The organism is Maribacter luteocoastalis, from assembly GCF_048890225.1.
Classification (GTDB): domain Bacteria; phylum Bacteroidota; class Bacteroidia; order Flavobacteriales; family Flavobacteriaceae; genus Maribacter; species Maribacter luteocoastalis.
Genome location: NZ_JBMFZG010000007.1, coordinates 35,778 through 61,899, shown reverse-complemented (window position 1 = coordinate 61,899; position 26,122 = coordinate 35,778). Strand labels below are relative to the sequence as shown.

The 26,122-nt window shown below is 34.1% G+C and carries 35 protein-coding genes; 13 read left to right on the top strand and 22 right to left on the bottom strand.

Annotated features, from left to right (window positions below; translation table 11 throughout):
• Positions 1–33 precede the first annotated feature (33 nt).
• From ACOCEA_RS14035 to ACOCEA_RS14015, 5 genes are all read right to left on the bottom strand, one after another.
• Entirely contained in the window at positions 34–438 is a 405-nt protein-coding gene (locus tag ACOCEA_RS14035) for a hypothetical protein (RefSeq protein WP_420756891.1), read from the bottom strand.
• 25 nt (positions 439–463) lie between these two features.
• Positions 464–1,303 (bottom strand): universal stress protein, encoded by an 840-nt coding sequence (locus ACOCEA_RS14030; RefSeq protein WP_420756890.1) that lies wholly within the window; start codon positions 1,301–1,303, stop codon positions 464–466.
• Between the two features lie 63 nt (positions 1,304–1,366).
• Entirely contained in the window at positions 1,367–2,215 is an 849-nt protein-coding gene (locus ACOCEA_RS14025; protein ID WP_420756889.1) for a universal stress protein, read from the bottom strand.
• A gap of 11 nt (positions 2,216–2,226) precedes the next feature.
• Positions 2,227–3,063 (bottom strand): universal stress protein, encoded by an 837-nt coding sequence (locus ACOCEA_RS14020; protein WP_420756888.1) that lies wholly within the window; start codon positions 3,061–3,063, stop codon positions 2,227–2,229.
• Positions 3,064–3,221: 158 nt separating this feature from the next.
• Entirely contained in the window at positions 3,222–4,064 is an 843-nt protein-coding gene (locus ACOCEA_RS14015; RefSeq protein WP_420756887.1) for a universal stress protein, read from the bottom strand.
• Between the two features lie 110 nt (positions 4,065–4,174).
• Here ACOCEA_RS14015 and ACOCEA_RS14010 point away from each other — a divergent pair, with 110 nt between their 5' ends.
• On the top strand, positions 4,175–4,651 hold the full coding sequence (locus tag ACOCEA_RS14010; RefSeq protein WP_420756886.1) for a hypothetical protein: 477 nt from the start codon (positions 4,175–4,177) through the stop codon (positions 4,649–4,651).
• A 3-nt stretch (positions 4,652–4,654) separates the two neighbouring features.
• Here ACOCEA_RS14010 and ACOCEA_RS14005 read toward each other — a convergent pair whose 3' ends face one another.
• Entirely contained in the window at positions 4,655–5,617 is a 963-nt protein-coding gene (locus ACOCEA_RS14005; protein WP_420756885.1) for an ROK family protein, read from the bottom strand.
• 112 nt (positions 5,618–5,729) lie between these two features.
• Between ACOCEA_RS14005 and ACOCEA_RS14000 the strand changes: the two genes are divergently transcribed.
• Positions 5,730–6,050, top strand: a complete 321-nt coding sequence (locus ACOCEA_RS14000; protein WP_420756884.1) for a hypothetical protein — start codon at positions 5,730–5,732, stop codon at positions 6,048–6,050.
• Here ACOCEA_RS14000 and ACOCEA_RS13995 read toward each other — a convergent pair.
• The 7 genes from ACOCEA_RS13995 to ACOCEA_RS13965 form a co-directional block, all read right to left on the bottom strand.
• Positions 6,028–6,885 (bottom strand): universal stress protein, encoded by an 858-nt coding sequence (locus tag ACOCEA_RS13995; RefSeq protein WP_420756883.1) that lies wholly within the window; start codon positions 6,883–6,885, stop codon positions 6,028–6,030. The genes ACOCEA_RS14000 and ACOCEA_RS13995 overlap by 23 nt on opposite strands.
• A 38-nt stretch (positions 6,886–6,923) precedes the next feature.
• The gene (locus ACOCEA_RS13990) at positions 6,924–7,769 is read right to left on the bottom strand and encodes a universal stress protein (protein WP_420756882.1); all 846 of its coding nucleotides are present in this window, start codon (positions 7,767–7,769) and stop codon (positions 6,924–6,926) included.
• Between the two features lie 18 nt (positions 7,770–7,787).
• Positions 7,788–8,633 carry a universal stress protein gene (locus tag ACOCEA_RS13985; RefSeq protein ID WP_420756881.1) on the bottom strand — a complete coding sequence of 282 codons (846 nt, stop codon included), beginning with the start codon at positions 8,631–8,633 and terminating at the stop codon, positions 7,788–7,790.
• Positions 8,634–8,731: 98 nt separating this feature from the next.
• Positions 8,732–9,577: a universal stress protein gene (locus tag ACOCEA_RS13980; protein ID WP_420756880.1), complete on the bottom strand. Its 846-nt coding sequence runs from the start codon at positions 9,575–9,577 to the stop codon at positions 8,732–8,734.
• A gap of 96 nt (positions 9,578–9,673) precedes the next feature.
• Positions 9,674–10,510 (bottom strand): universal stress protein, encoded by an 837-nt coding sequence (locus ACOCEA_RS13975; protein ID WP_420756879.1) that lies wholly within the window; start codon positions 10,508–10,510, stop codon positions 9,674–9,676.
• Between the two features lie 98 nt (positions 10,511–10,608).
• Positions 10,609–11,661, bottom strand: coding sequence for a response regulator (locus tag ACOCEA_RS13970; protein ID WP_420756878.1), 1,053 nt, complete (start codon positions 11,659–11,661; stop codon positions 10,609–10,611).
• Positions 11,658–13,178 carry a sensor histidine kinase gene (locus tag ACOCEA_RS13965; protein ID WP_420756877.1) on the bottom strand — a complete coding sequence of 507 codons (1,521 nt, stop codon included), beginning with the start codon at positions 13,176–13,178 and terminating at the stop codon, positions 11,658–11,660. The genes ACOCEA_RS13970 and ACOCEA_RS13965 overlap by 4 nt, the downstream gene beginning before the upstream one ends.
• Before the next feature lie 92 nt (positions 13,179–13,270).
• Here ACOCEA_RS13965 and ACOCEA_RS13960 point away from each other — a divergent pair, with 92 nt between their 5' ends.
• Complete coding sequence (locus ACOCEA_RS13960) at positions 13,271–13,675, top strand: tellurite resistance TerB family protein (RefSeq protein ID WP_420756876.1); 405 nt, start codon at positions 13,271–13,273, stop codon at positions 13,673–13,675.
• Between the two features lies 1 nt (position 13,676).
• Here ACOCEA_RS13960 and ACOCEA_RS13955 read toward each other — a convergent pair whose 3' ends face one another.
• The gene (locus tag ACOCEA_RS13955; protein ID WP_420756875.1) at positions 13,677–14,501 is read right to left on the bottom strand and encodes a universal stress protein; all 825 of its coding nucleotides are present in this window, start codon (positions 14,499–14,501) and stop codon (positions 13,677–13,679) included.
• 2 nt (positions 14,502–14,503) lie between these two features.
• Positions 14,504–14,815, bottom strand: coding sequence for a ribosome hibernation-promoting factor, HPF/YfiA family (hpf, locus tag ACOCEA_RS13950; RefSeq protein ID WP_420756874.1), 312 nt, complete (start codon positions 14,813–14,815; stop codon positions 14,504–14,506).
• 124 nt (positions 14,816–14,939) lie between these two features.
• On the opposite strand from hpf, the gene ACOCEA_RS13945 reads away from it, so the two are divergent.
• The 5 genes from ACOCEA_RS13945 to ACOCEA_RS13925 all read left to right on the top strand — a co-directional run bounded on the left by ACOCEA_RS13945 (position 14,940) and on the right by ACOCEA_RS13925 (position 17,931).
• Positions 14,940–15,392: a DUF2267 domain-containing protein gene (locus tag ACOCEA_RS13945; protein ID WP_420756873.1), complete on the top strand. Its 453-nt coding sequence runs from the start codon at positions 14,940–14,942 to the stop codon at positions 15,390–15,392.
• A gap of 186 nt (positions 15,393–15,578) precedes the next feature.
• Positions 15,579–16,235 carry a WG repeat-containing protein gene (locus ACOCEA_RS13940; protein ID WP_420756872.1) on the top strand — a complete coding sequence of 219 codons (657 nt, stop codon included), beginning with the start codon at positions 15,579–15,581 and terminating at the stop codon, positions 16,233–16,235.
• 15 nt (positions 16,236–16,250) lie between these two features.
• Complete coding sequence (locus tag ACOCEA_RS13935; protein ID WP_420756871.1) at positions 16,251–17,012, top strand: SDR family NAD(P)-dependent oxidoreductase; 762 nt, start codon at positions 16,251–16,253, stop codon at positions 17,010–17,012.
• A gap of 10 nt (positions 17,013–17,022) precedes the next feature.
• Positions 17,023–17,703, top strand: a complete 681-nt coding sequence (locus ACOCEA_RS13930) for an FMN-binding protein (protein ID WP_420756870.1) — start codon at positions 17,023–17,025, stop codon at positions 17,701–17,703.
• 51 nt (positions 17,704–17,754) lie between these two features.
• Positions 17,755–17,931 carry a hypothetical protein gene (locus tag ACOCEA_RS13925; protein WP_420756869.1) on the top strand — a complete coding sequence of 59 codons (177 nt, stop codon included), beginning with the start codon at positions 17,755–17,757 and terminating at the stop codon, positions 17,929–17,931.
• A 32-nt stretch (positions 17,932–17,963) separates the two neighbouring features.
• On the opposite strand, the gene ACOCEA_RS13920 is transcribed toward ACOCEA_RS13925, so the two are convergent.
• Genes ACOCEA_RS13920 through ACOCEA_RS13905 form a run of 4 tightly spaced genes read right to left on the bottom strand, consistent with a single transcriptional unit; the run spans position 17,964 to position 19,867 of the window.
• Positions 17,964–18,191, bottom strand: a complete 228-nt coding sequence (locus ACOCEA_RS13920) for a zinc ribbon domain-containing protein (protein WP_420756868.1) — start codon at positions 18,189–18,191, stop codon at positions 17,964–17,966.
• A 39-nt stretch (positions 18,192–18,230) separates the two neighbouring features.
• On the bottom strand, positions 18,231–18,926 hold the full coding sequence (locus ACOCEA_RS13915) for a hypothetical protein (RefSeq protein WP_420756867.1): 696 nt from the start codon (positions 18,924–18,926) through the stop codon (positions 18,231–18,233).
• A gap of 6 nt (positions 18,927–18,932) precedes the next feature.
• Positions 18,933–19,613, bottom strand: coding sequence for an acyloxyacyl hydrolase (locus tag ACOCEA_RS13910; RefSeq protein ID WP_420756866.1), 681 nt, complete (start codon positions 19,611–19,613; stop codon positions 18,933–18,935).
• Entirely contained in the window at positions 19,601–19,867 is a 267-nt protein-coding gene (locus tag ACOCEA_RS13905; protein ID WP_420756865.1) for a zinc ribbon domain-containing protein, read from the bottom strand. The genes ACOCEA_RS13910 and ACOCEA_RS13905 overlap by 13 nt, the downstream gene beginning before the upstream one ends.
• 164 nt (positions 19,868–20,031) lie before the next feature.
• Here ACOCEA_RS13905 and ACOCEA_RS13900 point away from each other — a divergent pair, with 164 nt between their 5' ends.
• Together ACOCEA_RS13900 and ACOCEA_RS13895 are read left to right on the top strand one after the other, a co-directional pair.
• Positions 20,032–20,529, top strand: coding sequence for a hypothetical protein (locus ACOCEA_RS13900; RefSeq protein WP_420756864.1), 498 nt, complete (start codon positions 20,032–20,034; stop codon positions 20,527–20,529).
• Between the two features lie 11 nt (positions 20,530–20,540).
• The gene (locus ACOCEA_RS13895; protein WP_420756863.1) at positions 20,541–20,903 is read left to right on the top strand and encodes a GerW family sporulation protein; all 363 of its coding nucleotides are present in this window, start codon (positions 20,541–20,543) and stop codon (positions 20,901–20,903) included.
• A 102-nt stretch (positions 20,904–21,005) separates the two neighbouring features.
• Here ACOCEA_RS13895 and ACOCEA_RS13890 read toward each other — a convergent pair whose 3' ends face one another.
• The 3 genes from ACOCEA_RS13890 to ACOCEA_RS13880 form a co-directional block, all read right to left on the bottom strand.
• Complete coding sequence (locus ACOCEA_RS13890) at positions 21,006–21,404, bottom strand: DUF302 domain-containing protein (protein WP_420756862.1); 399 nt, start codon at positions 21,402–21,404, stop codon at positions 21,006–21,008.
• Positions 21,405–21,626: 222 nt separating this feature from the next.
• Positions 21,627–21,755 (bottom strand): hypothetical protein, encoded by a 129-nt coding sequence (locus ACOCEA_RS13885; protein ID WP_420756861.1) that lies wholly within the window; start codon positions 21,753–21,755, stop codon positions 21,627–21,629.
• Between the two features lie 35 nt (positions 21,756–21,790).
• Positions 21,791–22,732 (bottom strand): 1-phosphofructokinase family hexose kinase, encoded by a 942-nt coding sequence (locus ACOCEA_RS13880; protein WP_420756860.1) that lies wholly within the window; start codon positions 22,730–22,732, stop codon positions 21,791–21,793.
• A gap of 195 nt (positions 22,733–22,927) precedes the next feature.
• On the opposite strand from ACOCEA_RS13880, the gene ACOCEA_RS13875 reads away from it, so the two are divergent.
• From ACOCEA_RS13875 to ACOCEA_RS13865, 3 genes are all read left to right on the top strand, one after another.
• Positions 22,928–23,593 (top strand): DUF6799 domain-containing protein, encoded by a 666-nt coding sequence (locus ACOCEA_RS13875; RefSeq protein WP_420756859.1) that lies wholly within the window; start codon positions 22,928–22,930, stop codon positions 23,591–23,593.
• A 162-nt stretch (positions 23,594–23,755) separates the two neighbouring features.
• Positions 23,756–24,649, top strand: a complete 894-nt coding sequence (locus tag ACOCEA_RS13870; RefSeq protein WP_420756858.1) for a hypothetical protein — start codon at positions 23,756–23,758, stop codon at positions 24,647–24,649.
• A 139-nt stretch (positions 24,650–24,788) separates the two neighbouring features.
• Positions 24,789–26,090: a TolC family protein gene (locus ACOCEA_RS13865; protein ID WP_420756857.1), complete on the top strand. Its 1,302-nt coding sequence runs from the start codon at positions 24,789–24,791 to the stop codon at positions 26,088–26,090.
• Positions 26,091–26,122: the final 32 nt, after the last annotated feature.

Here is a 26,122-nt window from a genome sequence, read left to right as displayed (position 1 = left end):
ATACGTCTTTTTTAGTGAAAACACACCACCAGATTATCCAAAATAGTCCTTTACCAAAGCAATTGTCTGATTTTGTGTCATGCTATCCGATGTGATTATGGCTTTTACCTTATTGGCCAATAATTGATGATTGTCTTTTAATTCACCTATAAACTTATCCTTTGTTTCAGCTGGGCCAAATAGTGCTATTTCATCTGTTTCATCAAGCATATCCACTAACTTGTTAAAATATTTTTTGAGTTGATGTTTTTCCCTTTCCAAATATTTACTGTCCTGTACCACATCCTGTGGTCCCCATTTTGCAGATCTTGTCCTTGAACCTCCTGAGGGATTAAAAAAATCTACTTCGGACATTATAGTTTCTAGTGTATGACCATCTTTGGTCAAATGAACAACATGTGCTTTTTCTTTGTCTAGCCAAATTCCTGTTTGCTTCATTCCTATTTAATTTTATGTATGTAGATCAATGTAAAGCTAGTATAGGTATCGTTGCTTCATAACCAATATCTTTTACTAAAGGTTTAGAAAATACGCTGCCAAAGAAAAAATGCTTTCTGTTTATAAAGGCAATCATATCACTGTCCCTACTTTCAACAAACGAGATAATGCCATCAGAAATATCCTTGTTGGTTATAACATGAAAACTGTGCTTTATATCCTCGAAAATATCATCCAACAATTGTTTATTTACTTCTTGTTTTTCATTTAACTCTTGATTTTTGCTAACATATAAAACCCTAATAGACGCATCATGAAGTTTGGCAACCTCGGTAAGATAATGTAGTTCTTTACGTTTAAAACTAGCTTTATAATTAGTTGGAAATACGATTTCTTTTGGTGGTGAAAATCGGATATCCTCAGGTATTGCCAACACAGGGCATTCCCTAATTTTTTCCATCGCATTTACCGTATTGCTACCAAAGATGACTCCTTTTGCACCTGTTGCTCCTTTAGTGCCCATAACCAAAAGGTCTATATCCTTTTTGGCAATAAGGTCTTTTATGGCTTCAGATAAAAAATTGTACTTAATATTTGTATAAAACGTGTGATTAGGATTTTCTGGGTGCAATTTTAACATGTCCATCAATTTTGCAAATCCTTCCTCAGCTTCCTTTTTGGCACTTTCGTACAAAGTATTACCGGGTTCCGGTATGATTAAACTATCGGTTGAATACCCATCTACTTGAAAAACATTCAATAAATAGAATTCGCAACGTTGTTTTTTATATAAATCCATGGCATAGCGAATGGCATTCAATGCATTTTTTGAAAAATCGGTAGGAATTAAGATTCTTTTGTCCATTGCAGTATTCTTTTGTTACCTTATAAATTTAACTGCTGTCACATAGATTAACTATGATAATTATCAGTCCCTCTCTGGTAAGATTAGAAATGGGATTTCAGCATAAATACTTAAATCCTTTATTACCGGTTCACGTATTAAACGTTCTAAAAAACTACGCTGATGATACACCATGGCAAACATATCTATGGTCAGTTTTTCCAAGAACGTATCAATCACTTTTGCTTTTTCCGTAAATTCTTGCATCCAATGGAAGCTATGTTCTATATGTTCCAAACATGCATCCAATTGTATTCTATGTGTTTCTTGTTCTGAATTTAATATTTGCTCTTCATGAATATGCATTATTCGTATAGATGCTTTTGACAAATTTGCTAAATACAATAATGGGGCAATGGTTTCTTTGGAACAGCCAGTTTTGTAATCTGTTATAAAGGCAATTTCTTTAGGTTCTTTATAATCAATTTGTTTGGGTATGGCCAAAATTGGGCACTGGGTAATGGACTTTGCTACTTTTACTGTGTTACTGCCTAGAAATATTTCTTTGGCACCTGTTTCCCCTTTACTTCCCATTACTACCAAATCTATCTGTTTCTCATTTACTATATTTTTTAAAACGCTGGTAAGCTTTCCCTTTTTGGATATTGTTTTAAAAGTATGGCGCGCATTATTGTTGTCTAGCACAATTTTATGAAAGGTATGGGTCAACTTTTCATTAGATTGTATTTTGAGCTCTTCCAATAGTTTTTTACTTGGTAAAATTTGTTCTTTTTTGCTTTCTAAAACGGTAGTTTCATTGTAAACGTTCAGAATATAAAAAGTACATGGGTGCCACTTCATTAATTGCGTACAATAAAACAAGGCATTATAGGCATCGTGGGAAAAATCTGTGGCAACCAAAAAATTCTTCATAATCTAGTTTATTACAATTGTGGAATCACCATGAACGGTACAGTAAGGTGAAAGCCTATTTTTTTTATGATTGGCTCTATGAAAAGTTTTTCTAAGAAGGTATGTTTATTTTGTACCATAACCAAAAGGTTAATGTTGGTCTTTAGTTGAAAGTCATTGACTGCAGCAATAATTCCATTATCTGGCATTTCATGAAAAAGGCCTATGTTGCCCAGTAATTCCTCTAGCTGCTTTTTATGTTTTTCTTGTTGTTCACTTAAATCATATCCCGCACGAACATGCATAACGTTAATACGGGACTTGTGTACTTTTGCAAGGGTTAATAATTCCTGGAAATTTTCCTCTTGATAATCTATTTCAAAATCTGTAGGGAAAAGGATTTCTTTAGGTGCTTCATACTTAAAATTGGGTGGAACCGCTAGTACAGGACAGTTTACTTTTTTAATTACATGTACTGTATTGGTGCCCAGCAATATTTCTTTGGCCCCTGTAGCTCCCTTAGTCCCCATTACAATCAAGTCTATATGTTCAGAGGCAACAGTTTCTGTTATTTCGCCTAATAAAGTATTAAAGGCAGTGTGTACCATTATTGTATGCTTGTCGTTTTTGAATTTCTTTTCCAACGTCACTTTTAGTTTTTCCAATTGGGTAAGTGAGGTTTCCTGCATTACATCGCCCAAACCAATTTGGCCAGGACTTCCAATAAGATATTCTGTATGGTAAATAGGAGGTGTGTACGTATGCATCAAGTAAAAAGTACATTTAACCTCCTTGAAAAGATTTAAGGCATAGGTAATCGCTCTATATGCATTATCAGAAAAATCTGTAGGCACTAAAATCCGTTTCATAATGGTACAATTAAAATTCATGTATAAATCTAGAAGACAAGTACGCTAAAAACCATGATATCGGTCAGTTTTGAAGGGCAATAATTTTAATGGGTTTTAATTTTCCGAACTAAAAATTATTTTTACTTGTCCTATTCCCCAAACCGAAAGCAGTAAATTTATTTCTCATGTAGCACCAAAAATGGCACCTTGGTGTGGTAACTAATTTTTTCCACTGTAGGCCTAAACAATATTCGTTCTAAAAAATTGAGGTTTTTGGCTACCATAGCTATCAGATCTATATCCCTACTTTCAGTAAAACATTGTACAACACTTTCTAATTTGTTTCCGGTAACCGTATGAAAACTATGTTCAACATCCTTAAAATAGTTATCTAGGAATTTTTTATTTTTAAGTTGTTCATTGGTTAATTCTGCTCCTATTTTAGCGGCGTATAAAATCCTTACGGCAGAATTGTTTATTAGGGAAAGATCTTTTACATCTTCCAAGACTTTTATATCATAGCCCATTTGATAATCTGTTGGCAAGGCTATTTCCTTAGGCCTTCGATATTCAGCATCCTCTGGGATGGCAAGCACTGCACATTTAACTTTGGTAATTACATTGCCAGTATTACTGCCCATACTAACAGCTTGTAGACCAGAAGCACCTTTGGTGCCCATAATGATAAGGTCTATATTATTATCCTCTACCTGCTGTTTTATATGATCGGTAAAAAAGCCGTAAAAAACGGATGTATGAAAAGTGTGTTTGGTATTGAAAGGGAGATGCTCTATATCTATTAGTATTTTTTCAAGTTTCTTACTACTTTCCTTTAATAGGTTACGTTCCATTAACTCTTGTGAGGCATACATGGCGGCTTCACCGCCAGCAAAAGCAACAATAGGATGAACATGTATCAAATGAAAGTTGCAGTGTATTTTTTTATATAATGCCAAACCATACTTTATGGCATTCCAGGCATTTTCAGAGAAATCTGTTGGTATTAATATATTTTTCATTTGGCCATTATTTTTCAAAAAGAAAAGTAGGTTTCATTTTGCCAAAGGCAAATGATAAATATCATATTCAAAGCTGTGGTATTGATTTAATTTTGAGAAAATTGAAAGCGATGGACAAAGACAGCGATAAAGAAGAGAAAATATACGGCTCTGAAAAAGCTGCGGAATATTACGAAAGGGTGAAAAGTTTTATTTCGGAATTCGAGTTTTATAAGGATGATATTCGATTTATAGATATACTTATTAGCAGGTTTCTTGATGACATGTTGAAACATGAAAATTTAGATGAATTACGTGAGAGTATGATTCGTCTTCACCGATTAAAGAGCCTATGCAATACTTTACTTAAAAATCTGAAACAGCACTTACAAAATTTAGGTAAGATATCTGAATCAACCTATAAGGACAAAATTGATAAATTAGAAGAATCACAAAACAAATTGGAGGAAACCGTGAAATCATTTAAAAATGAATTCCAGAATATTAAGCATGAAATTTATAGTTTCGCGGATGATTATCTTGAGATAAAAAAAGCAGAGAAACAGGCAATTGAAGAGGAAAAAATTAGGAATTCACGGGATTTTTAAGAACTACTTCCCATCAATAGCCAACCAAGCTAGAGCGGCAGGGCCTAGTACGGCGTCAGACCTTGTAGCTTTTGAGAGTAAAACATTTATCCTTCCCTTATAAGCATTGAAAAGGTTGTTTTCCATACTACTTTTAATGGGATCTAAAAGAATTGCACCCGCTTTGCTCAAGCCCCCAGACAGTATAAATGCTTCAGGGTCTAAATGAGCCACGGTATCTGCCATTTTTCTACCAAGTATTTCACCGGTTTTTTCAAATGCCTTTAAAGCAATTTTGTCGCCTTCCAATGCCGCGTCAGAAATGTTCTCCCCGTTTAGATCGTCAAAACTATAGGTACGCATTACAGATTCAATATTCATATTGGCCAAAAGCTCAAATACCGTTCTTTTAATACCGGTAACAGAGGCATAAGTCTCCAAGCAACCTATTGATCCACAGTTACAATAACGTCCGTTTGGATCTACATTTACATGACCTAATTCCCCTGCCACCCCATGTTCACCAATTAGAAGTTTGCCATTGACTATAATACCACTACCCAGTCCAGTGCCTAGCGTAAGAACAACAAAATTTTTCATTCCTTTCCCGATTCCAAAAGTCATTTCACCTAAGGCTGCTGCATTGGCATCGTTGGCAATAGTTACCGGTAGTTTAAAAATGGCTTCAAAAGCCTTTACCAGAGGAATGCTTTTTCCCCACTTAAGGTTGGGCGGATTTTCCATATTTCCCGTGAGTGGATTGGCATTTGGTGCACCTACCCCTAGATGTAAAACCTTGGTATTGGGTTCCAATTTGGACCTTAACAAATCTACCTCCTTTTTTAACCTTTTTTTAAAGTTGGAAAACGGTAAATGGGACTCTGTGCGGATTATTTTTTTATAAAGTATTTTACCATCTCTGGTAACCGCCCCAATTTTAGTTAAACTGCCCCCAATATCTATTCCTATTACAATTTCTATTGACATATCATTAGTTTGAAACTCTTTTTACAAAGGAAAATAACTTTATTTTATTACTAACTGACCTTTATCATTTTAAAAGACCAGATCATCTTATACTTTACAAAAAAATAAAACGATGAAAAAACTTGCAACCCTTAAAAATGTTGAATCTATCAAAAACAAGAATATTATTATTCGTAACCTAAGTCGTATAATGGATATTCGTATTATGGATATTGATATGGATAATGGTATCATTTGTTTTATATATGAAAATCCCAAAACTTTTGAGCAAGTGAAAAAGGAATTATCAAGAATTGGACTTCCGATACAAAATTATACGATTAAGCACCTAAACCAATTGCATACCACAAAACGTGGCAACACTACTATTTCCTTTGTTAAATCAAGGTCCAGTCAACCTTATGTGCACATTAATCAATTAAGGGAAAAATAAGAAACGGTACCTCTGTATAAAAGGCCAATCGTTTAATAACATTTTCCTTCGTTAATTTCTCAAAAAAGCTATGCCAGTAATTTATCATAGCTATCAATTCAATATTTTCATTTTTGGATGTATAGGTCATTATAGCTTCAGAAATTCTTGATGCACCATTAACCTCCTCGAATCTATGTTTTAAACCGTAAAGTCTATTATCTAGTAATTTTCTGCAATTTTCTTGTTCAGTGCTTAAGCCAGTTCCCCGATCTACATGGGCAATGATAATTTCAGAATTCCATAGCTGGGCAATTGTAATTAGTGGAATAAGTTCTACAGCTGTATACGTATGTTCAAAATTAGTGGCAAAAACCATTTTCCTTGGTATTTTTAAGTTGTAGGAAGCCGGTACGGCAATGATAGGGCAATAATTGAAATACTTGATGACCTTAATGGTACTACTGCCCATAAACACTTCTTTAACAGCAGAAGAACCCTTAGTTCCCATAAACACATAATCTATGTTATTTTTAATGGCAAAACGACCAATGCCGTTCACCAAAGAATCTGCAATGCTATGCCCTTGTATGAGGTGGAGAGGGTTGTTGGATTTGGATTTAAGATCTTTGACTATGCCGGTTACCTTTCGTTCAGATTCCTCTTTTACAGCTAGGAAAAGTCGTGTTTCCTTAACTTTTCCCATAGTACTGCTTAAAGCCGATGCACCTACTTCATAGGCATTTAAGACATGAAATTCACAGGCTATATCTTTCAATAAAAAAAAGGCATATTCAATGGCATTGCGTGCATTAGCCGAAAAATCTGTAGGCAGTAAAATTTGTTTTTTTTTCATATTCCTGTTTTTTCCATGTAACTTTGGAAGTCTATATCTCAGTTTTCAGGCAACATAAGTATTGGTACGGTAGTATGGAATGCCATTTTTTTTATAACAGGTTCTCCAATAATTTTATCCCAAAAGGTATGATGATATCTTATCAAGCCCATTAAGTCCGCTTCATTGTCTTTTAGATAATTTTGGACACTTTTAGAAATATTACTGGTAAAAGGTACATTATGATGTGAATATTCTAGGCCTGTTAGGCGTTCTTCGAGTATTTTTTTATTCGTTTTTTGGGTTTCGTTTAAAACGTATTCTACGGACACGTGCAATATATTAATCTTAGATTTCCAAAGTGTGGCCAATTCTATCAGGGGCAATAATTCGAATTTTTCATAGAATTTTGTAAAATCGGTGGGAAACACCATAGTTTTGAGTTGTTGAAAATTAAATTCCATTGGTACTACAAGAATAGGCTTGGCCTTTGTTTTTTTAAGAACTTTTACAGTGTTACTACCCAAAAAAACTTCTTTTGCACCAGTAGCTCCTTGTGTACCCATTATCACCAAATCTATATCTTGTGAGGTAATTATATCATTGACCGCTTCCTCCAGGGTTTCCGCTTTTGAAACTGTCTCGAATATGTGTTTTGGATTAGAATGATGTTCCTTTAAATAAGCTTCCACCTTATCCAATTCCTGCGCAGAATATTGCGATAAGGAATCATAAATGACGCCTAATCTATGTTGGCTTTTTCTACCGAGTAGATTTAATGAATTTGGTTCATAGGCATGTAGAAGATAAAAATGACAATCTACATCTTTATAAAGTTTAACTGCTGTAAATATCGCATTCCAGGCATTGTCTGAAAAATCTGTTGGTAATACTATTTTTTTCATCTTTATAGGTTATCATTATTATCTATGTAGATTTTGTAGTACTAAAAAAGGCACTTTAATTTTTAAACCAATTTGGTCTACAGTGGAGCGGTATAGCATATCCTCTAAAAAAGAATGTCTGGAATTTACCATGACCAAAAAATCAATATTCTTCATGATAATATATTCCATTATCGCCTCAGCTTTATTTTTAACGGGTGTTCTTTCAAAAAAGAGTTCTGCATGGGGGAGTAATTCTTTAATAAAACCTTGATTGTCTATTTGTCTTTGGCATAAATCCTCAAAATCAGAGATATAAAGAAGATGTACTTCTGAAGTAAACATTGAGGCAAGGGAGTCTAAAAGTTTTAATTCCCTTTTTTTATAAGGAAGCAAATAATCTGTAGGGAAAACTATTTTTTTTGGCTTCTTAAATTGAAAGCTTTCTGGAACAGCAAGTACCGGACATTTTACATATTTAAATACTTGAACGGTATGGCTACCAAATGTGATGTTTTTATCTTTGGTCTTGCCCTGTGTCCCCATAATTACGAGATCAACATTTTTTTCGTTCACAAGATCATTTACGGCATCAACCAAAGAGTCAAAAACAGATAATGTGTTAAAGCTGTGTTTGGGATTGCTAGTGTTTTCCTTTAATGTGTGTATCAGTTCTTGTAATAAATTATCAGAACTGGTTTTAACCTTTTCTTTTAGTTGTTCAATAGAGTAACCTTTTTGATTAATGCTAGGACCATAGACTTCATCCGCATAGGCATGTAGAAAATAAAAACTGATTTTTTCACTGTCGAACAGCTTCAACGCATAATTTATAGCATGTACTGCATTGGCCGAAAAATCTGTAGGGATCAATACGGTTCTCATATAGCTTCATTTTGGTGTCTACCAAATGTATCTTACCACCATTTGAAAAACTATGATAAATATCATTACCAAAAATGGAAAATGCCCTGATTTATAAATTATCCTTGAATGGATAGTAGGGGTATTTCGGTATCAAAACTTACTTCTTCAACAGTGGTATCAAACAACTGTTTATGCAGAAACCCATAGTTTTTAGAAACCATGACAATTAGTTCTGCATTAATACTTTCCGAATAATTTAGTACCGTTTGCTCTACATTAGTATTTACCAAAGAATGAAAACTAATTGGGTTAGGAAAGGTGTTTTTAAGTAACTGAAGTATTTCACTTTTAATAGATAACTCATTCTTTGATAATTCTGTGTTTACTTTAGAAACATGAAGTACTCTAATCTGTGCTGTATCTGACTGGATAAGATTCCTCAAATCCATTAAGACATCATTTGAATATACAAAAGAAAGGTCTGTTGGGAACACAATTTGTTTAAATTCTTGAAAGACAGCATTAGATGGAACCACTAAAACATTACAGTCTATTTTGGTTATGACATTGCCGGTATTACTGCCCATAAAAAACTCTTTTATTTCAGATGCTCCTTTAGTGCCCATAATAATAAGTTCTAAATGTTTTTCTTGAATTAGTTTTCTAATGGATTCCAAAAAGTACCCTATGGTATGAATAGCGGTAAACGTGTGAGATTTTTTGCTAAAGGACTCTGAGAAATGTTTCCACTCTTTTAACTTTTTTTCAATGGATATCGGTTCCTTTTCAACCAAAATATTGGTCCCTAGTTGAGGTATTGTTTTTTGAACATGATCAAAGCCTTCAACATTAACATAGACCAAATAGAAATTACAAGGTACCTTTTGAAATAAGCCAATGGCATAACGTATTGCATTTTTGGAAATATCCGAAAAATCTATTGGTATTAAAATATTTTTCATTTTATGGCCATTTGCAAGTATTATTAAAAATACAAGTGTATGGAGTATTTAGCTATGATAATTATCAGTAGAGTGCTGTAAACTTATCTAGGTTTATTATTCATGAAGTACTAAAATAGGTACTGTTGTATGGAAGCTAAGTTTTTCTATTGTTGTGTCAAACAGAAGGTATTGTAAAAAATTGAGGTTCTTGGCTACCATCACTAGCATATCTATATCTTCACATTTTACAAACTTTTCAATTGCAGTTTTTACATTTTTATTTTTCAAAGATTGAAAACTGTGTGATGTAGGGAAAAGTTCTTTGAGGTATTCTTGCAAATAGCTTTTATTTTTTTGCTGAACTATATTGTCTTTTGTTTTCAAGTTCACAATATTGATTACTCCGAAATTTGCACTGGTTATCTGTAATATTTCCGTAATTGCCTCAAGAATTTCATGTGAATAGAATATGTTGTAATCTGTGGGAAAGGCAATTTTTTCAGGTAAATAAAAAGTAGCATTTTCAGGTATTATCATTAGGTTACAAGGCACTTTTGTAATTACATCCCCCGTATTACTGCCAAGGACGGTTTCCTTTAACCCATTGGCACCCTTGGTTCCCATTACTATCAGATCTATTTTTTTGTCATCAACGAAATTTCTTATAACATTGGTCATGTTACCATATTCTTGTACGGCAATAAATTGATGACCATTGTTAGGTGTTATTTTTTCTATTTTGGCAAATAGCTTTAAGAATTTTTCTTGAATTGATATATCCAAATTCTTGTTGTGAAAGTTAAATGGGGAATTTTGTACTACGGAATCCGCTAAATCTCCAACATGAAGTACGTAAAAATTACAAGAAATATTTTTGAATATCTTGACAGCATAGGATAGCGCGTTCCAAGAGTTCTTAGAAAAATCTGTAGGGATAAGGATTGTTTTCATTAAAATTTGCTGCTTATTAAAAATAGCAGCACATAATATGCCAAAATATGATAATTATCATAAAACAAGGTTGTGTAAAAGTATTTGATAGCCTTGATTTAATTGATAAACTGTAGTGCTTTTAGCTCTTTAATTCTAATGTTTCTACCTTCAATGTCTATTAACCCTTCTTTTTTAAATCCTGAGAGCGTTCGAATCAAACTTTCAGTAGCAATACCCGCCACGCTGGCCAGGTCGTTTCTAGATATTTTAATGGGCTCATCCGTTCTTTTGTTCATTATTTCTGCAAACTGTATTAAAGTTTGGGCTGTCTTTTTACGAACAGAACTATAGGCCATTTGTAGTAATTGTGCCTTAATTTCAGAAATATCATTAGTTAGGAGCTCCATGAGTTCTAATGAGATCGTATGGTTTTTTTCTAAAATTTGTTTTAGATTATTTTTGGAAATTCCGGCTAAGGTGACATTTTCCATTGCCGTTGCCGATTCTTGATAAGGAATATTGTTCATGAAAGAAGTAAAGCCCAAAAAGTCATCTGCACGGTAAAGTGAGGTTATAAGTTCTTTGCCATCCTCATCCATAATATGGCATTTTACCACACCTTTTAAAATGAGATAAATAGTATTGGAACGCGAGCCTTCATGATAAATGGTTTTCCCTTGTTCAAAACTGTAAAATTCACCATTGTCATCAAAAAAATTCTTGAGCTCGTTCAAGGTTCGCATTTCCTTACCTGATATATGCTGCCCAGAATCGCCTTTATTCATCATACGCCCTAAAAGTTGTGCCTTGGCCAAACGGCTTTCAATAGCACTCATTAGGTCATCCTCTTCAAAAGGTTTGGTGAGATAATCATCGGCCCCCATATCCATACCTCTTCGTATTTCTTTGTGCTCTGTTTTTGCGGATAGGAAAATGAAAGGAATATGTTTGGTGGACTCATCTGATGAGAGGTCTTCCAATACACCATACCCATCTACCTCAGGCATCATAATGTCACAAATAACAAGGTCGGGTAAGCTTTCTTTAGCAAGCTTTATTCCTATTTTGCCATTAGGTGCAGAAATAACGGAGTAGCCGGAAAGTTCCAATAACTCCTCGGTGTTTTCTCGCAATGCACGATCATCTTCAATTAACAAAATGTTTTTCATTCACTGTCCATTTTATGTTCCTTAGGGATAAATACACTAAATGTGGAGCCATTATTTTCTTCACTTTTAAATGCTAGTTTGCCTCCTAGATTTTCTAGATGTTGTTTGGCAATGTTAAGCCCAATACCAGTACCTTGGGTCAATAAAGCGTTCTTGGCCCTAAAATAACGGTCAAAAATATGTCTCTGATCACTATCGGGTATACCTATTCCTTTGTCAACGACTTGAATTTCAATAGTTTCGTTATAATTTTTCACCAAAAGATCTATAATACAGTCTTCGGGGGAATATTTAATGGCATTATGCACCAAATTTGACAATACCAATTCAAAGGTTTTTTCATCAAATTGAACACAAATGTCATCGGCATTGGATGGATAGTTTATTCTTTGACCTGATTTTAATAAGAAATTTGAATCATAAATGACTTTATTAATGAGCTTGCTTAACGGAAACTCCTCAATCTTGTAATTCACTTTCCCAGACTCCAATTTTTCGACCGATAAAAAATCATTTAGAATAGTATCTAGATATTTTACTTTGTTTCGTATGGTGTTTACATGTTTTTCCCGTTTATCTTGTTGTGCTGTTTCGGTATATTTACCCAGTAAGGTTACAGAGGTTAAAATACTGCTTAAAGGAGTTTTGAATTCGTGGGATACCAATGACAAAAACCTCGTTTTAAGCTCATTAAGTTCTTTTTCCTTTGCTAATGCCTCCATGAGTTGCTTGGTACGTTCTTGTACTGTTTTTTCTAAGTTTTGGGTATATTCCTTTCGTTCGGTTATATCAAGAATGAAAGCAACAAAAACTGTGTTAGCACCCATTTTGGATATTTGTAAGTGTACCTCCGAGGGATATAGTGTGCCATCTCGTCTAGCATGTGTGGTCTCAAATTCTATTTTGGATTCACCGCCATCTACCAATGGCTTGACCAACTTTCTAAATTTAGGTAAATCATAATCAGGTTTTATGTCCAAAGGACTCATTTTTTTGAGTTCTTCCAATGAATACCCTAGATTGCGTTGTGCTTCCTTATTTACATTTAAGAAAAGCAAGGTAGTAGTATCAAAAACGTAGATTTCATTTAACGATTCGTCAAAAATCCGCGCCCAATGACTAAGCTCTTTTTCTTTGATCTTTCTTTCGGTGATATCTATGGTAAGAGCCATTACATACGTATTTCCATATAGTTCAAAAGGATTTAATCCCGCCTCTAAAGGAAATTCCTCACCGTTTTTTTTAATGCCGAACAACTCTAGACCTTGACCCATTGTTCGCTTCTCACTTTTATTAATAAACTCCTGTACATGATGATCATGCTTGTTATGAAATCTATTAGGTATTAGTTGTTCTAAAGATTGCCCAATAAGTTCATCTTTTTCATATCCAAACATTTCTTCGGCAGACGAATTGGTGGCCACAATGGTCTGATCAATGTTCACAACAATAATTCCTTCGGAGATGCCTTCTGATAGAAGATTAAAAATATTACTGTTTTTTTGGAAGACGTGCATAAACCAAAGTTAAAGCTTTAAACTGATTATTATCATATGTTGCTAATAAGCTTAGCATTAGTTTTATTTTGATAATTACTAAATGTACAAAAATGTTGAATTCACAAAAAGTGGGTATTGAGCTCTATGAAAATATTGGGAGACTATTTTTTGCCGTGGCCATGGCCGATGGCAAAGTGCATCCTAAAGAATTGAAAAAACTAAGGCAAATAGTTAGGGAAAGGTGGCTTAATGTTGATGATATTGAGGATATGTACCACGCTGATGCAGCTTACCAAATAGAAACTGTATTTGAGTGGCTAATGGAAACGGACAATGATGTGGATGAGGTTTTTAATGAATTTAAGCAGTTTTATAAGGAGCATACAGCTTTATTTTCCCATAAAATAAATGGGTTAATGGTAGACACGGCAAATGATATTGCCAATGTTTTTTCAGGTAAAAATAAATCTGAATTAATTATTATAGGTAAATTGTGCTTATTGCTAAACAAGTAGTTCACAGCTTAAAAGTAATCACAGGTAAATTAGCATGGTTGGCTACATCTTCGCCAATACTTCCAAGGAAAAAATGTGATAGTCCTTTTCTACCATGGGTAGGAATGGCCAAAACATCTATTTCTTCTTTTTTACTATAATTGAACAGTCCAAGTTCAACACTATAATCATTATAGATGTATACGTCTTTATTGGGTTCACCAGCCTTGAACATAAATTTGGATATGCGCTCATCTATCTCTTTTGTGCTCATGAAATCATTATAAGGTGTATTTATATAGATGGGTAGCAGTTTTGCTGAAAACTTATGGGCAAAATCCAATGCCTTTTTAAACGCTAAAATGGAATCATCTTTAAAGCTGCAGGCAAATACAATTTTTTTTATTTTAAAAGTTGGGTTTTGTTCCTTAATTACCAATACGGGAACATCTGATGTACGAACCACTTTTTCTGTATTGGACCCCACAAAAAGCTCGCTTACGCCCTTGGTGCCATGGGAACCCATAACAATTAAATCAATATTATGTTCATGGCATACATTGTTTAGCTCACTAAAAATTTTATAGTTCTGTACAATTTGTTTTATAGCTAGACCTTTTAAATATGGTTGGTCAAGAAAACTAGTAAAACGTTTTTTGGCAAGTTCCATGTAATACTTTGCCTCGTGGTATTCCTGAGTTTCGTCTTTTGTAAATATAGCTTCGGATAACCCCAGCATGTGAAGAACGGTAATATGCGCATTTTGCTCTTTGGCTATTTTTGCTGCAACTTCTAACGCATAGGAAGATGTTTCAGAAAAATCTATTGGTACTAGAATATTGTCCATAATTAATGGGCTTTTTTATTTTTACTGAACTTTTCCTTACGTTTTCTAAGTTGTCTGTCTAAATCGTTAATCGTATTTACTACAGCTTTCTCAAAATTCTCTTCGCTAGACTTAGCAAAAATTCTTGGGCCTGGAACGCTTAACTCTATCTCACACACCTTGCCATTGCCTGTTTGGTCGTTTTCCATTTTAACAGTAACATCGGCCCTAATTATAAATGGAAACTTGTTGTAAAGTTTAGTAAGGTCCCCATCTATAAAATCATTTAGCGATTTACTGGTTGGTATATGAATATACTGAATGTTTATGGTCATCTTTTGTAGTATTAATTTTCTATGTCAAAGCTAAATTCAACTTAGTACTTAGAAAATGATATATATCATTTCCCTTTATCCTGAAAAGTTTAAAATTTAACCCATAAACAAAAACCCAAATAGTATGTCACTTAATTTTAATAAATACGCTTCGGAAGGAAATGCCTTTATAAAAGATTATGCCAAGCAAATGAATCTAGGAGAGGATACCGCAAAGGCCGGTAGAATATTTACTGCAATAATGCATTCACTCAGGGATATAATTCCACCAGCAGAATCCTTACAGTTTATTTCGCAATTACCAATGTTTTTAAAAGCGGTCTATGTAAACGGATGGAATATTAAAAAAGAAAAACCAAAGGTGAAGAATATGGCTGAATTTTTGGATTTGGTCCGCGAACATGATTATCCAGCAGCAGTGAATGACTTTGAATATAGTGATGATATTGCGGAACAATATGTAGACACTACGTTTATTTATTTAAGAAAATATATCTCGTTGGGAGAAATGGAAGATATACGGGACTCACTACCAAAAGACCTTAAAAGTATGATTTATACCAATTTGATGTTTTAAGGCTAGTTGGTATATACTGAATTAATAGGTAAATAGTATTCTGGCTGTTTCGAGTGGTTTTTAAAGGTTATATTTTTTTGGGCATGGAACTTTTAATCATGGTAAACATTCTATTTCCCAACTGATTAACATCATTTTATACAGATGTGCGAACACAACTTTAATATACATAATAATCGAGGACAAATGAAAAATATAGTTATAGTTATTGCAGCATTTATGGTATTACCGGTATTGGCCCTATCACAAACACTGAGCAGTATCAATACCCCAATTATAGAGGGTCTAAATCAATATACCCCTTTTCATGAGGGTCTTGCTGCAGTTAGAAAGGGAAACCAGTGGGGTTTTATTAATGAAGAGGGTACTATGGTAATTGATTTTAGGGATGATGTTGCTTGGAACGCAGAAAAAAAAATAGGTTATAACGGTATTGGCGCTCTTAATTATCCTCAATTTACAGAAGGTTTTTGTATGGTAATGGAAATGACAGAAGAGGGAATTCCGCTGTATGGATTTATGGATAAGACAGGTAAAATAGTTATAAAACCAGAGTATGTAAACCTTACGCCATTTAAGGATGGCCATGCCATAGGTATTTTTACCAAAAAAACGTTTAGGGGAGAAAATGAATTTCAACTGAAAATTTATGATTACGCTTTTACAGAAGTCCTGATAGATACCCAAGGGGAAATAGTCTGGCCTGTTGCGGAAAGAGACCATATCATTATGTCCAAAAGGAGATTTGAACTGCCAAATTTATGGACTGAATTACTTGGTAATAATCTTATTGCAGTTAAAATGGCCAGTCAAGAATATGAGATTAGGAAAATAAACCTTTGATTAAAAAAATAGAACATGGGTCGATTAACAGGTAAAGTAGCTATTATTACAGGTGGTGGTGGAGGTATTGGATTTGCCACGGCAAAACTATTTTTACAAGAAGGTGCTAAAGTGGTTATCGTGGACCTAAACAGGGAAGTATTGGAAAATGCGAGCCAGAAATTGGACCATGAAAATCTTTCATATAGTATAGCAGATGTCTCAAAGGCAAAAGACACTAGGGAGTTTGTAAAACACACTTTGGATGTTTATGGTAAAATTGATATTTTTTTCGCCAATGCTGGAATTGAAGGCTCCTCAGAACCTATTAGAGACTATAAAGAAGATACTTTTGACAAGGTTATTAATGTGAATCTAAAAGGGGTGTGGTTAGGCTGTAAATGCGTTATTCCCAAAATGAAAGATTCTGGCAGTGTAATTATAACCTCATCGGTAGCTGGCTTAAAAGGGTTTGCTGGTCTAGGCGCCTATGTTGCCAGTAAACATGCGGTTATTGGCCTTATGAAAGTTGCTGCAATAGAAAATGCTGAACGTAAAATAAGGGTAAATACAATTCATCCCGGCCCTGTGAACAATGAAATGATGCGACGGATTGAAAAGGATATAGACCCCAAAAACCCAACAGCGGTGATAAAGGAATTTGAATCTTCCACACTTTTTGGCAGGTATGCAGAAAGTATGGAAATAGCTCAAATGGCCTTGTTTTTGGCTTCAGATGACAGTATGTATATCACTGGTTGTACACACGTGGTTGACGGCGGAATGTTGGCCAAATAAATTAATATATATGAAACTAACTAAAGTTCTTTACATAGTTATAATTTTTCTACTTTTTAATTGTAAGGAGAAACCAGCATCGGTTAAACCTAAACCAGCGGTAGAGGAAATACAGGAAAAGATAGCAGCAATTAAATTTCCCGAGGAACTTCTATCCTTGGCTGCCTTTGCTGAACCTAACCAAACAGATACTATTTCTATTGAACAAAAAATCACGTACAAGGAAATAAACGATAGTGGTTTGGTTAAGACAATATCTAGGGAAAAGGCATTAGCACTATATAAATCATTAAAGAAACCCAAAGCTATTGTTTCTTATCCCATTTTTGAAATCAATAATACGGAGACCGCCATTTTACCAATAAAAGGAATAGGGTTTGGTGGGGCTATTTGGGCAAATGTTTTGGTAGACAGACATAGTCTTGAAATAAAAAAAATAGAATTTGACCATGCTGCAGAATCTTCTGATTATGGAGCTCCTTTTACCCAAAACAGCTTTGAAAATCAGTTTGTTGGAAAGAGAATTAATTTTTCTGATAATATGTTCTTCTTAAGAAAACAAATAGAAATTATTGAAGATGATGGTCATGTAATAGATGGGTTGGCAGCTGCAACAATGACTAGTTCTGCTGCCGTTAAAATGGTAAATGAAGGGTTGCAAAGGTATCGCAACTATTTAGAAACGAAATGAATTTTACCAAATACCCATAATTTTTTATATTAACTTTTAAATTATTGAACTTTGAGTAACAAAAAAGAAGATAGGAGTGTTTGGGCTATTGGTGGGATGACTATGGTAGGTGTTGGGGTGGGTATCATATTTGTTAAGGTATCCGCATTAATAATGGTGGGCTCTATTATAATTGGAATAGGTTTGGGATTGGTAATAACAGCTGTTATTTCTAGAAAAAATAATTAAGGTTATAAAAGCCAAATCAAAAACCATTTAAATTAAACGGTGATAGTATTCTTTTTTCCCTTGTTCATAGTTTGATTATTTTTTCTTGGAGGTATGTTTTTCTCTATTTTTTCTTCTAATGAAATGCCATGGTCTACAAATATTCCGTTTACATAGCAGTTATGGCAATAATCCGTATTAATTGTTCCATCCTGGTTTGAACCAAAATCAATTAATTCATAAATGGGTTTGCCACATCTATGGCATATATTGTTTTCCATAATTTCATTTTTTAATACTTCGGTACAATTTAATATACTTTATAGGAGTGGACCATGATTAAAATCATTAACAACTTTTTTCACTTTTTTATAAATAATAATGTTTAAGTACATAAACCATACAATGAACATAAGAAAGGTGATTTTTTGAATTATGGGAAGCCCCACAATAAAAACACCACTTTCATAGATATAATAATTTAATAAGAACACTAAAAGGCATAGTATACCATAAAATAGTACGCTGAAATGGCCTACCCTAAATAATTCTATAAAGCAAGTAATAAAGGCAATTACGCCAAAAAAACCGGCAATTCTTACAATAATATCGTGGGTGCCAGCTGCTAGAAATAAAATTGTAAATAATGATAAATACCCAGATAGCAACATTATTTTTAAATTGATGCCTTTATGATCAAAAAGCTTAGGCAAATGGTACCAAAGTGTCATTAGACCAGCACATAGGACAGCTAGTGAAATCCGCGCAAAATATTTTGCCCGGTTGAGCTCTCCATTTATGGAAATATCGTCTAATAAGTCACACAAATAATTATTCCAAATACTAAAACCTTCGTAGGTTGGTGATAACCAAGAACCTCCTGGATATAGCATGGCGGCAATACTGTAAAATATTAAAAACAGGGCTATTCCCAATAACGGAAAGAAAATCATCTGCTGTCCCAATCTATCAACAAATGATTTTATGATGTTTTTTTTACCCTGTTTTTTCATCATTTATATTTATTTTTTAATTGGATGAAAAATCATACCTAAATAGATTCCTAATCCATCATAACTAGGATTGATCGGATGTTTATATCCTTGGCCATTGGAGAGGTGAAATCGGTTTGCCCCTATAAGTAATTGTAAAGATTTGTTGACGGTTATGGCTATACCAGCACCTGGGCGCGCTGTAAAGTTTAATTTAGTGCCGGTTGGCGGAAAGCTCTTTAAACTATATAAAAATCCTGCCGTGGCGTCTAAAAATATAGATATACGACCTAGGGTTAACACATACCATCGCAATTGCATAGCAGTGCCTATTCCAAAAGTGTCAGCATTAAAAATATTTTGTTTAGAATTTAATTGTATCATATAGTCACCTTTAAAAGTCACTAAATCTATCAATCCAATCAAGGTCAATTTTTTTAGAATATAGGCGCCATAACCAATTTTAATGGTGTAGACCGATACGTCTTTATCATTATCTAAGGTGGAAACATACTCCAGTTGTGAACTAAAAATTTCTGCTCCTTTATGGTTATGATCAGAAAATGATTTTGTCTGTGAACAACAATTGGTTGCGGCAAAACAATGGAGTAAAAAAAGAAAGCAAATGCGATAGAAATTTGTCTTAAAATTGGAATTTTGGTAAGGGAATAAATGATTACTCAATTTTATTAACATAATTATTTTTGCCATCTTTTTAATGTGGGTAGGATTGTAGTTGCCAAATTATGGGCCTTTCTTTCTGGCATTCCTCTTTTTATTGCTATTTGTATGTTTTTAGCAATTTTGTCTTCCAAAGAAATTCCAGCGTCTGTGAATTTTCCATCCTTAAAACAGAAATGACAATAATTACTGTTATAACTACCGTCTTCATAGGTTCCGAAATCAGTTACTTTTTTAATGGGCATGCCACAACTCTGACATATATCATGGTCCAGTGTTTTCATGGTAAATGGTTATTTATATAAAAAGAGCAATATAGAATCAATTAGATTTGGAGAAAATGATTAGTGTCAGTCTATCCCAAACCATTTAGATCTTCATTAATGTTCATGACCTATATCATTGCCAAATGAGGTGATTCATACTTTATTTATATAAAATTGAAATCGTGACTTGGATTATTCTAGGTAGTGTAATGCTCGTATTTATATGTGTTTTACTAATTCCAATTAATATCTATGTAAATACGGTTACAGAGGACTATGTTTTTCAATTAAAAGGTTTTATAAAGATAAATATAGCAGGTGACCAGGATGAATTGATATGTATAAGGATTCGCCTGTTCTTTATGAATTTCATGTTTTATCCATTGCAGTTTGTTGGTGTAAAACCAAAGGAAAGTCATATGAAGAAAAAGCCTGTAAAGCGTAAAAAAGGAATTGGCCTTAAGTATATTTTAAGAATGCTCAGGTCTTTTAAAGTCAAAGAGTTTTTACTTTTCCTAGATACGGGGAATTATATGTTGAATGCCCAACTTTATCCGATTTTCTTTGTATTGAATCAACATTATGGCGTATTCAATATCAATTTTGAAGGAAAAAATCAATTGGTACTTCAATTACATAATAGGCCAATATATATACTAAAATCACTTATTAATTTTTAAAAAAGATAGTTATGGAATTACATTTCGAAGAATTATTGGATAAGGTGACTGAATTTATTAAAACTGAAGCATCTACAGAAACTGTGATCGGCAATCAATTTGAACTAGGGGAATTCAAATGTGTACCTGTGATTAAGGTAGGCATGGGCTTTGGATCAGGAGGGGGAGAAGGTATGGAGCCTAAAAAGGGTAAAGGACAAGGTGGAGGTACGGCTGCCGGAGTAGGGATTGCCCCTATAGGTTTTCTGGTAACAAGAGGAGAGGAAATTTCTTTTTTGTCTGCTACTAAAGCTAACGGACTATCTGCAGTATTTGAAAAAGTTCCAGATTTGATAGAACGATTTGCCAAAGCTAAAGGCATGGAAAAGGTTTAATATTCTGTTTGTTAGTGGGTTTTAAATTACTTTCCTTTAAAAGCAATTATATAATGGCTAAGCAAATACTTGGGTTGATCGTTTACCTGGGCTATGAATTATTTACCCATTATTAAGTTGGGCAATTACATTTTTGAGTTTTTCCCTAACTGTTTCTGCGATCGTAATTAAGTCATCATTTTTAATAGCTTGCATAGATGCGGTAGGATCTACAGCTGCAACTTCTATGGTGCCCGGTTCCTTTTCCTGTACTATTACGTTGCAGGGTAACATGGTGCCAATCTTATCCTCAGCTTGTAATGCTTTATAGGCAAAAGAGGGATTGCATGCCCCTAATATTTTATAATTTTGAAAGTCAACATTAAGTTTATTTTTTAAAGTTGCTTTGATATCTATTTCAGTTAAAACACCAAATCCTTCTTTTTTTAAAGCTTCTGTTGTGCGTTCTATCGCATTTTCAAATGTGTGATTTTTGAGCGATGTTGAAAAGTAATACTCCATTTTGTTTTTTTAATTTGTGATGTTTGGCAAATCCATTTTAAACCATCTAATTCTCTTTAAAAAGTAAAATAATTTATCGCAAGGTAGAAACCATAGATATGGGATAAACTGATATTGGTCATAACGTTCAACATACCTGTATTTTAATTTTTAAAATAGGTGGTAATACCCACTTACGTTCAAGTAGTTTTTTTGCTATACATTTACTTCCCCGAATCGGTTTCATACAATATTATTTTCGATAATACTATTTTTCAACATGTGTTCCAAAGCTTTGATATCATCCAATAAATGACGTATAAATTTTGCCCTTAATTCTGCGTCAATTTTTTTAACGTCATGTGCTCCCATTCTTTATTTGTTCTGCTGGTTTTTATCGTTTATCACTAGGTCAAGGTATTGGATAAAATCCATTTATATAATTTGTCCACATCTTTCTTTTTACATAATTGGGTGCCTTCTGTCATGGTTGCTGCAGTCCCACAGGCAATACCAAACTGGGCCATTTCTGTAAATGATTTTTCTTGGGATAGTCCAAATACCATACCTGCCACCATACTATCCCCTGCACCAATAGTACTCTTTTGGTGTACTACGGGTGCGGGTATTTTGGCAAATATATCTTTGGTCACTAGCAAAGCCCCTTGGGCACCTAACGACACGATTAATATCTCACAAGAATTATTTTTTAAAAATTCTTTGGCATAGGTTTCCAATTCCAAATAAGTAATCGATGTAACATTACACAATGTAGCTAGTTCGTTTAGATTTGGTTTTAATAGATACACCTTTGCCTTTGCCCCTTCTATTAAGGCCTCACCAGAGGTGTCAAGTATAAGTTTTCCTTTTTTTTTAGCTACGACATGAGCAACCTTGGCGTAAAAATCTATTGGCATTCCTGGGCATAAGCTGCCACTGGCAACCACAAAGTCACCCGCTGACAATTCAGACTCTAAATCCCTTAACGTATTTTTCCATTCATTTTCGGTTATGGATGGTCCAGGCATCCCAAACCTGTATTGCTGGTTATTGGAAGTATCTGTAACGGCAAGATTTTCACGTACCCAGCCTTTTATAGGAATGATGTGTTGGGCAATCGCTGTACTATCAATTAATTCCTTAAGATGGATTCCTGTTGGTCCTCCTGCCATATACATGCAAAGAGAGCTACTACCTAATTCCTTTAATACTTTTGAAACATTTATCCCACCACCGCCAGCTTCATAGACAGGTGCTGTACAACGTAGTTTGCTATGAGGTTTAATACTGGCTACCGTAGTGCTCTTATCAATTGCCGGATTTACGGTAAGTGTAATTATTCGTTTCATTTTTAATGGCCCTATTAGCATGTATACCTCAAATATAATGGCTAACAACAATGATACATATGACAAATATCATGGGCTATAGATTTGGTTTTAGGCCTAGTTTCCAAATAATTTGGTTATGCTGATTTACATCATTTTAAGGACAGATATCGGGTTTTACATTTGGCTAAGTATAAATTTCAAAATTTGAAAAAGATGAAAAATGCATTTTTAATAAGCACATTTTTAATTATGGGCATAACTTTCTTAAATGCCCAAGACAAAGACCAAGATCAAATACGTGACAGAGATCAAGATCGCGTAATGATGGTGGATGGAGAGGTACTCCAAATACGTGATCGGGATCAAATACGATTACAAGATCCCATAACCTTAAATGATGGAACAGTGGTAAACCCCGATGGTTCCTACGTTACAAAGGATCAAGAGAGATTACGTTTAAGGGATGGAGAATGTTTAGATAACGACGGTATTAAATATCGTAACGAGTATCAATATCGGTATAAAATACAGCAAGAAAATAAAGGCTTAACCGAAGCCCAAGTTCAGGAACGTAACCAAAATAGGTTTCAAGTAATGTTAATAGATGGTGAAGCATTTCAAATTAGAAACCAAGAACAAAATAGACTTCAGCAACAGTTGGAATTTGGTGATGGTGTGGTGGTAAACCCTGATGGTAGTTACCAAACAGCGCAACGAAAGCAAATGCGATTAAAAAATGGTGAATGCATTAATATGGATGGTGCACTTATGAAAAATATGTACCAACAACGTAAAATGATGGTGCAACAGAATATGATGAAGAACAAGATGAATGTAAAATCAGGTGTTCAAAAAAAGAAAAAAGGCACTAACAAATAATACAACAAACTAACTGCTATGAAGACTACTATACTATCCTTCATAGCAGTTCACATTGTTTTGGAAAGAGATTTATTCTTGTATTTAGAATTCCACCTACAACCAAAGTTTAAACTACTTATTGATTCGTTTAAAAAGTTATGATAAAGCAAATAGATACCCATGAAAACAAAATACAAAATGGTTCTGCTAATATTCTTATTCTTTCAAGGGTATCTTTTTTCGCAGAACAGTAAAAGATCGGCAAAAGAAATTTCAACAAAGAACGAATCCTATTTTTTGACGGATATTAGCTATATCAATGATGCTGTGTTTATGGGTAGAAGGGATTCTGTTAAGGCCCCTTATATTTTACCTTCTGTTGGGTATTATGATAAATCAGGTTTTTTCTTGGATGCCTCAGCATCTTATTTAACCAGTTCAGAAGAAAATCGTGTTGATCTCTTTTTGCTAAGTGCAGGATATTTGTTCAATGACAGTTCATTAAGTGGTGGAATTTCAGGTACTGGTTATTTTTTTAATGGAGATAGCTATAATGTAAGATCGGAAACGGTTGGTGATATATCTGGATTTCTAACATTGGATTTAAAATCCATTGAGATTTCCCTTCTCGCAAGTACTTTTTTTAATGATGGTAGTTCCGCAGATATTTTTGCGGGATTAATGTTAGGCCATACCTTCTCAACTACCGACAATACGTTTTTTATAAGTCCAACAATAGCCGTTTACGCCGGCTCACAAAATTTTTATGAAGCGTATTACAATAGCAGTAGATTGGGCAATAGAAAAGGAAAGGGCCAAGGGCAAAACACTACGTCAGGTTCCACTGTTATAACGGAGGTTATCATTGAGGAAGCCTCTAAATTCAATATGCTTGACCTTGAGGTAAGTTTACCTTTACAGTACTATTATAATCACTTTATCTTTTCATTTTCCCCTGTTTTGGCAATGCCCCAATCTAGTGCCACAATTACAACAGAAGATGCGGTAATAGAGGAGGATTTAGATAGTGTATTTTATTTTTCGGCAGGTATTAGTTATTGGTTCAATCCTTAGCTAATTCCTTTCAATTCAATGTAGCTTTAACCTACTTGCTATTTGGTGCTTGAATCCCTCATGTAACACATGTTACTGTCCCACTCATTTTACCATCCTACTTTTGCTATATATTAATTATGTAATTAGTAAGATTTAGATGAAAAAAATAGTGATTATAGTAACCGCATTAATAGGTTTAAAAGCTTTTGCGCAGGAATACGTTTCCATTTCAAAGGATGAGATACTAACCAGGGTAAAAGATAGGAACCATACTATTAAGATGTCTCAACAAGATGTGTTAATGGCCAAAGGAGATCTAAATCAGGCCAATGCCGTACTATTGCCAAATATTGGAGTTTCCCATACAGGTATTGCAACGACTAATCCCTTAATGGCTTTTGGTTCTAAATTAAATCAAGGCATACTTGTTCAGCAAGACTTTAATCCGGACTTGTTGAACAATCCTTCACAAATTGAGGATTATGCAACGCGTATAGAAGTACAACAACCACTTTTAAATTTTGATGGTTTCTATCAAAGAAAGGCTGCAAAGGCTAAATGGAAAGCAACCGAATATCAATCTGAACGCACCCAAGATTATATGCTTTTAGAGGTAGATAGGGCCTATATGCAATTACAACTTTCATATAAAATGGTAGAGGTGCTGGAAAAGGCAAAAACTGCGGCACTGGAAAACAAACGGATTGCACAGAATAATTTTGAACAAGGATATCTGCAAAAATCAGATATTTTGGCAGTAGAAGTGCGGGTTACAGAAATTGCTAATCAGCTTCAATATGCTAAAAGCAATATTGATAATGCTTCCAATTACATTTCGGTTTTAATGGATGATTTAAAAAATGACATCTTAAGACCAACAGATTCACTAGGTATTAGGACAGAAACTGCCATACCAGATATTTTGCCAGAATTTAGGGCAGATATACAAGCAATGCTATTGGCGAACGATGCATATAAACAAATGTATAAAGCGGATCAAATGAGCTTTTTGCCAAGACTTAATGCCTTTGGCACCTACGAACTTCATGATGATGAAATATTCCAAGGGGATACTGATGGTTATTTATTTGGCGCTGAACTTAAATGGAATCTTTTTGAAGGGAACAGACGGTTTGGTAAAGCCATGAAAAGTAAGGCGGAATTTGAAAAATCCAAATTAGAACTTACCAAATACAAAAGTGAAAGTCAAATGGAGCTGAACAAGGCAATACGCATGTTAAATGACGCAAAGAATAATTTAGAACTTTCAACACTGGCTTTGCAACAATCAAAAGAATCATTACGTATTAGAACAAATAGGTTTAAGCAGGGTTTGGAAAAGACTTCGGATCTGTTGTTTGCGGAAACCCAGTATTCACAAAAACAATTGGAATATTATACCACCATTTTCAATCATAACTATGCCTTGGCATATGTTCAATTTTTAACCAAGGAATAATGAATAAGACCCATAAAATAAAAGCATCAAGC

Excerpts from the sequence above, each read along its gene's own strand:
- ACOCEA_RS13985 (WP_420756881.1), bottom strand. The coding sequence starts at position 8,633 with ATGAGAACCGTATTGATCCCTACAGATTTTTCGGCCAATGCAGTACAT.
- ACOCEA_RS14005 (WP_420756885.1), bottom strand. The coding sequence starts at position 5,617 with ATGTCAATAGAAATTGTAATAGGAATAGATATTGGGGGCAGTTTAACT.
- ACOCEA_RS13970 (WP_420756878.1), bottom strand. The coding sequence starts at position 11,661 with ATGAAAAACATTTTGTTAATTGAAGATGATCGTGCATTGCGAGAAAAC.
- ACOCEA_RS13995 (WP_420756883.1), bottom strand. The coding sequence starts at position 6,885 with ATGAAAAAAAAACAAATTTTACTGCCTACAGATTTTTCGGCTAATGCA.
- ACOCEA_RS13895 (WP_420756863.1), top strand. The coding sequence starts at position 20,541 with ATGGAATTACATTTCGAAGAATTATTGGATAAGGTGACTGAATTTATT.
- ACOCEA_RS13905 (WP_420756865.1), bottom strand. The coding sequence starts at position 19,867 with ATGAAAACACTGGACCATGATATATGTCAGAGTTGTGGCATGCCCATT.
- ACOCEA_RS14000 (WP_420756884.1), top strand. The coding sequence starts at position 5,730 with ATGAAAAAACTTGCAACCCTTAAAAATGTTGAATCTATCAAAAACAAG.
- ACOCEA_RS13890 (WP_420756862.1), bottom strand. The coding sequence starts at position 21,404 with ATGGAGTATTACTTTTCAACATCGCTCAAAAATCACACATTTGAAAAT.
- ACOCEA_RS13885 (WP_420756861.1), bottom strand. The coding sequence starts at position 21,755 with ATGGGAGCACATGACGTTAAAAAAATTGACGCAGAATTAAGGGCAAAA.
- ACOCEA_RS13920 (WP_420756868.1), bottom strand. The coding sequence starts at position 18,191 with ATGGAAAACAATATATGCCATAGATGTGGCAAACCCATTTATGAATTA.
- ACOCEA_RS13865 (WP_420756857.1), top strand. The coding sequence starts at position 24,789 with ATGAAAAAAATAGTGATTATAGTAACCGCATTAATAGGTTTAAAAGCT.
- ACOCEA_RS13930 (WP_420756870.1), top strand. The coding sequence starts at position 17,023 with ATGAAACTAACTAAAGTTCTTTACATAGTTATAATTTTTCTACTTTTT.
- ACOCEA_RS14030 (WP_420756890.1), bottom strand. The coding sequence starts at position 1,303 with ATGGACAAAAGAATCTTAATTCCTACCGATTTTTCAAAAAATGCATTG.
- ACOCEA_RS13990 (WP_420756882.1), bottom strand. The coding sequence starts at position 7,769 with ATGAAAAAAATAGTATTACCAACAGATTTTTCAGACAATGCCTGGAAT.
- ACOCEA_RS13945 (WP_420756873.1), top strand. The coding sequence starts at position 14,940 with ATGTCACTTAATTTTAATAAATACGCTTCGGAAGGAAATGCCTTTATA.
- ACOCEA_RS13980 (WP_420756880.1), bottom strand. The coding sequence starts at position 9,577 with ATGAAAAATATTTTAATACCAATAGATTTTTCGGATATTTCCAAAAAT.
- ACOCEA_RS13915 (WP_420756867.1), bottom strand. The coding sequence starts at position 18,926 with ATGATGAAAAAACAGGGTAAAAAAAACATCATAAAATCATTTGTTGAT.
- ACOCEA_RS13910 (WP_420756866.1), bottom strand. The coding sequence starts at position 19,613 with ATGGCAAAAATAATTATGTTAATAAAATTGAGTAATCATTTATTCCCT.
- hpf (WP_420756874.1), bottom strand. The coding sequence starts at position 14,815 with ATGACCATAAACATTCAGTATATTCATATACCAACCAGTAAATCGCTA.
- ACOCEA_RS13935 (WP_420756871.1), top strand. The coding sequence starts at position 16,251 with ATGGGTCGATTAACAGGTAAAGTAGCTATTATTACAGGTGGTGGTGGA.
- ACOCEA_RS13955 (WP_420756875.1), bottom strand. The coding sequence starts at position 14,501 with ATGGACAATATTCTAGTACCAATAGATTTTTCTGAAACATCTTCCTAT.
- ACOCEA_RS13940 (WP_420756872.1), top strand. The coding sequence starts at position 15,579 with ATGAAAAATATAGTTATAGTTATTGCAGCATTTATGGTATTACCGGTA.
- ACOCEA_RS14025 (WP_420756889.1), bottom strand. The coding sequence starts at position 2,215 with ATGAAGAATTTTTTGGTTGCCACAGATTTTTCCCACGATGCCTATAAT.
- ACOCEA_RS13960 (WP_420756876.1), top strand. The coding sequence starts at position 13,271 with ATGTTGAATTCACAAAAAGTGGGTATTGAGCTCTATGAAAATATTGGG.
- ACOCEA_RS13875 (WP_420756859.1), top strand. The coding sequence starts at position 22,928 with ATGAAAAATGCATTTTTAATAAGCACATTTTTAATTATGGGCATAACT.
- ACOCEA_RS13965 (WP_420756877.1), bottom strand. The coding sequence starts at position 13,178 with ATGCACGTCTTCCAAAAAAACAGTAATATTTTTAATCTTCTATCAGAA.
- ACOCEA_RS14010 (WP_420756886.1), top strand. The coding sequence starts at position 4,175 with ATGGACAAAGACAGCGATAAAGAAGAGAAAATATACGGCTCTGAAAAA.
- ACOCEA_RS14035 (WP_420756891.1), bottom strand. The coding sequence starts at position 438 with ATGAAGCAAACAGGAATTTGGCTAGACAAAGAAAAAGCACATGTTGTT.
- ACOCEA_RS13975 (WP_420756879.1), bottom strand. The coding sequence starts at position 10,510 with ATGAAAACAATCCTTATCCCTACAGATTTTTCTAAGAACTCTTGGAAC.
- ACOCEA_RS13870 (WP_420756858.1), top strand. The coding sequence starts at position 23,756 with ATGAAAACAAAATACAAAATGGTTCTGCTAATATTCTTATTCTTTCAA.
- ACOCEA_RS14020 (WP_420756888.1), bottom strand. The coding sequence starts at position 3,063 with ATGAAACGGATTTTAGTGCCTACAGATTTTTCTGATAATGCATATAGA.
- ACOCEA_RS14015 (WP_420756887.1), bottom strand. The coding sequence starts at position 4,064 with ATGAAAAATATATTAATACCAACAGATTTCTCTGAAAATGCCTGGAAT.
- ACOCEA_RS13880 (WP_420756860.1), bottom strand. The coding sequence starts at position 22,732 with ATGAAACGAATAATTACACTTACCGTAAATCCGGCAATTGATAAGAGC.